The following is a 2,132-nucleotide window of genomic DNA, read 5'->3' on the forward strand; positions in this document are numbered from 1 at the left end:
GTTAAGCCGATTTGGTCCCATCAGTGCTGACGCCGGACAGGCTGACCGAGGCGGTCAGTGGCCAGCCTCTGGCGAGGCCGGCTGCGACCGCGGAGGAAAACATGCAGCCCCCGCCATGAATCTCCCCCACGCCTTGCCGCTGCGCTGAAAAGCGTGTCACGCCGTCGGCGTCGACGAGCAGGTCCGTACTGCGCGGTCCCGCAGCGTGTCCCCCTTTGATCAGCACAGCCTTGGGCCCCATCGCCAGCAAGGCCCTGGCCTGAACGATCCTCGCAGTCTCGTCCATGGCAAGTGGCGTGCCAGTCAAGGCCGCAGCCTCAGGCAGGTTGGGGGTGAGCAGGAGGGTCCTCGGCAACAGCAGAGTGACCAGTGCGGCCAAAGCCTCCTCCGGGAGCAGGCGCGCGCCGCTGGTTGCCACCAGCACCGGATCAAGGACAATCCGGTTGGCGTCATGCCGGCTCAAGGTCTCGGCGACCGCGTCAATGACGTCGGCATTCCCGAGCATGCCGATCTTGACAGACGCCACCGGCAGATCGGCGAACGCCGCCTCGATCTGGGACGCTACAACTGTTGGAGGGACCGAGTGTATCGCAGACACGCCCATGCTGTTTTGCGCCGTCACCGCTGTAATCGCGCTGGTCCCGAAGACGTCAAAAGCGGCAAAGACCTTGAGATCGGCCTGGATTCCGGCGCCGCCGCCCGAATCCGAACCGGCAATGGTCAAAGCAACGGGTATCAAGACGGATCGCCTTCCAGCGCGACCAGCGCCAGGTTGTGCCTGCCCATGGACTGCAACCGCCCCGCAGCGCGCAGAGCCCGCTGCCCGCTGCGGCAGCAGAGGACGATGCGGGCACCACCATATGCCGATGCCAGTTGGTCAATTTCCGTTGGGGCCAGACGAAGCGCATCTGCTCGCGGCAGGGTCGGCGCTTCAGCGACGCCGCGCAGGTCGACGACAATATCGTCGGGCACGAGGTCTGCCAGCCCGATGAACGGGGTGGCGTGCAGAGGCTCAGGACTATCGGCAAAGCTGAAGCCGCCAAATTGCAGGGTGTGGCCGTCGAAGCTGACAACCCGGCCTAATATGCCTGGCTTAAGGTCGACCAGCACGTGAAGTGCCATATGGGCCTGGAGGCTCCCCAGTATCGATACGGCCGACCCCAGCACGCCGACGCTGGCGCAACTGCCGGCCACCGCTGGCGCATCGGGAAAGACCGCGCGATAACTTGGCGCACCGCCGCAAAAGGCGCCGACATAACCGGAGAAGCCAAGCACCGACGCACTGACCAATGTCTTGCCGGCAGCCCGGCAGCGGTCGGACAGGATATAGGTCACGGCGAAATTGTCGGCCGCATCGATGACGACGGTCGCCCTGTCGACGAGCGCGGCGGCATTGTGTGGCGTCAGGCGCTCCGGTCTGGCTGTTACGGTGATTGCGGGATTGGCTCGAAGCAGCGCCTTTCGCGCCGCCTCCGTCTTTGGCGCACCGATATCGTCCATGCCGTAGAGCGGCTGCCGATGCAGATTGGTGACGTCCACACGATCATGGTCGAGGATGACGATTTCGCCGATTCCGGCACCGGCCAGGATTTGCAGGACCGTCGAACCAAGGCCCCCGGCGCCAACCACGAGGACGCTGGCAGCGGCCAGCTTCGCCTGTCCATCGGCGCCGATTTCGGCCAGCGTCATCTGGCGGATGTAGCGATCGGTCATGTCAAAGCCTCGTTGCTGCCAGCCAGGCACCGGCCTGACCGGCTGGGTCGGGGTGGCGCACGATGTCTCCAACGACCGCAACGCAATCGGCGCCCGCCGCCAGGCAGAGTTCGGCCCGCGCCACGGTCAGCCCGCCAATGGCCACCAGCGGCCGCGCGCCCACGAGGCGCTTCCATTCTGCGATCCGCGCCAGCCCCTGCGGCGCCCAGGGCATCTTTTTGAGCTGGGTGGGATAGATGGGCCCCAGGGCCACATAGTCAGGGGACTCAATCAGGGCTCTGTCCAATTCGGCATGGTCATGGGTGCTGATGCCGAAGCGTATCCCCGCGCGGCGCAGCGCCCCCATGTCGGCCTCGGCGAGCTCTTCCTGGCCCAGATGCACGAAATCGCACCCGATATCGAGGGCCACCTGCCAATGG

The 2,132-nt window shown here is 65.6% G+C and carries 3 protein-coding genes; all 3 read right to left on the reverse strand.

Annotation, left to right across the window (positions count from 1 at the left end; translation table 11 throughout):
- Position 1: 1 nt before the first annotated feature.
- On the reverse strand, positions 2-739 hold the full coding sequence (gene thiD / locus A3840_RS01150; RefSeq protein WP_082903555.1) for a bifunctional hydroxymethylpyrimidine kinase/phosphomethylpyrimidine kinase: 738 nt from the start codon (positions 737-739) through the stop codon (positions 2-4).
- Entirely contained in the window at positions 736-1,713 is a 978-nt protein-coding gene (locus A3840_RS01155) for a HesA/MoeB/ThiF family protein (RefSeq protein WP_067450642.1), read from the reverse strand. The genes thiD and A3840_RS01155 overlap by 4 nt, the downstream gene beginning before the upstream one ends.
- Before the next feature lies 1 nt (position 1,714).
- The coding region (locus A3840_RS01160) for a thiamine phosphate synthase (RefSeq protein ID WP_067450644.1) at positions 1,715-2,132 on the reverse strand (418 nt) is incomplete at its 5' end.

The organism is Devosia elaeis, from assembly GCF_001650025.1.
Lineage (GTDB): Bacteria > Pseudomonadota > Alphaproteobacteria > Rhizobiales > Devosiaceae > Devosia > Devosia elaeis.

What these genes read in the sequence shown, in the direction of transcription:
- A3840_RS01155 (WP_067450642.1), bottom strand. Translation starts at nt 1,713, where the DNA reads ATGACCGATCGCTACATCCGCCAGATGACGCTGGCCGAAATCGGCGCC.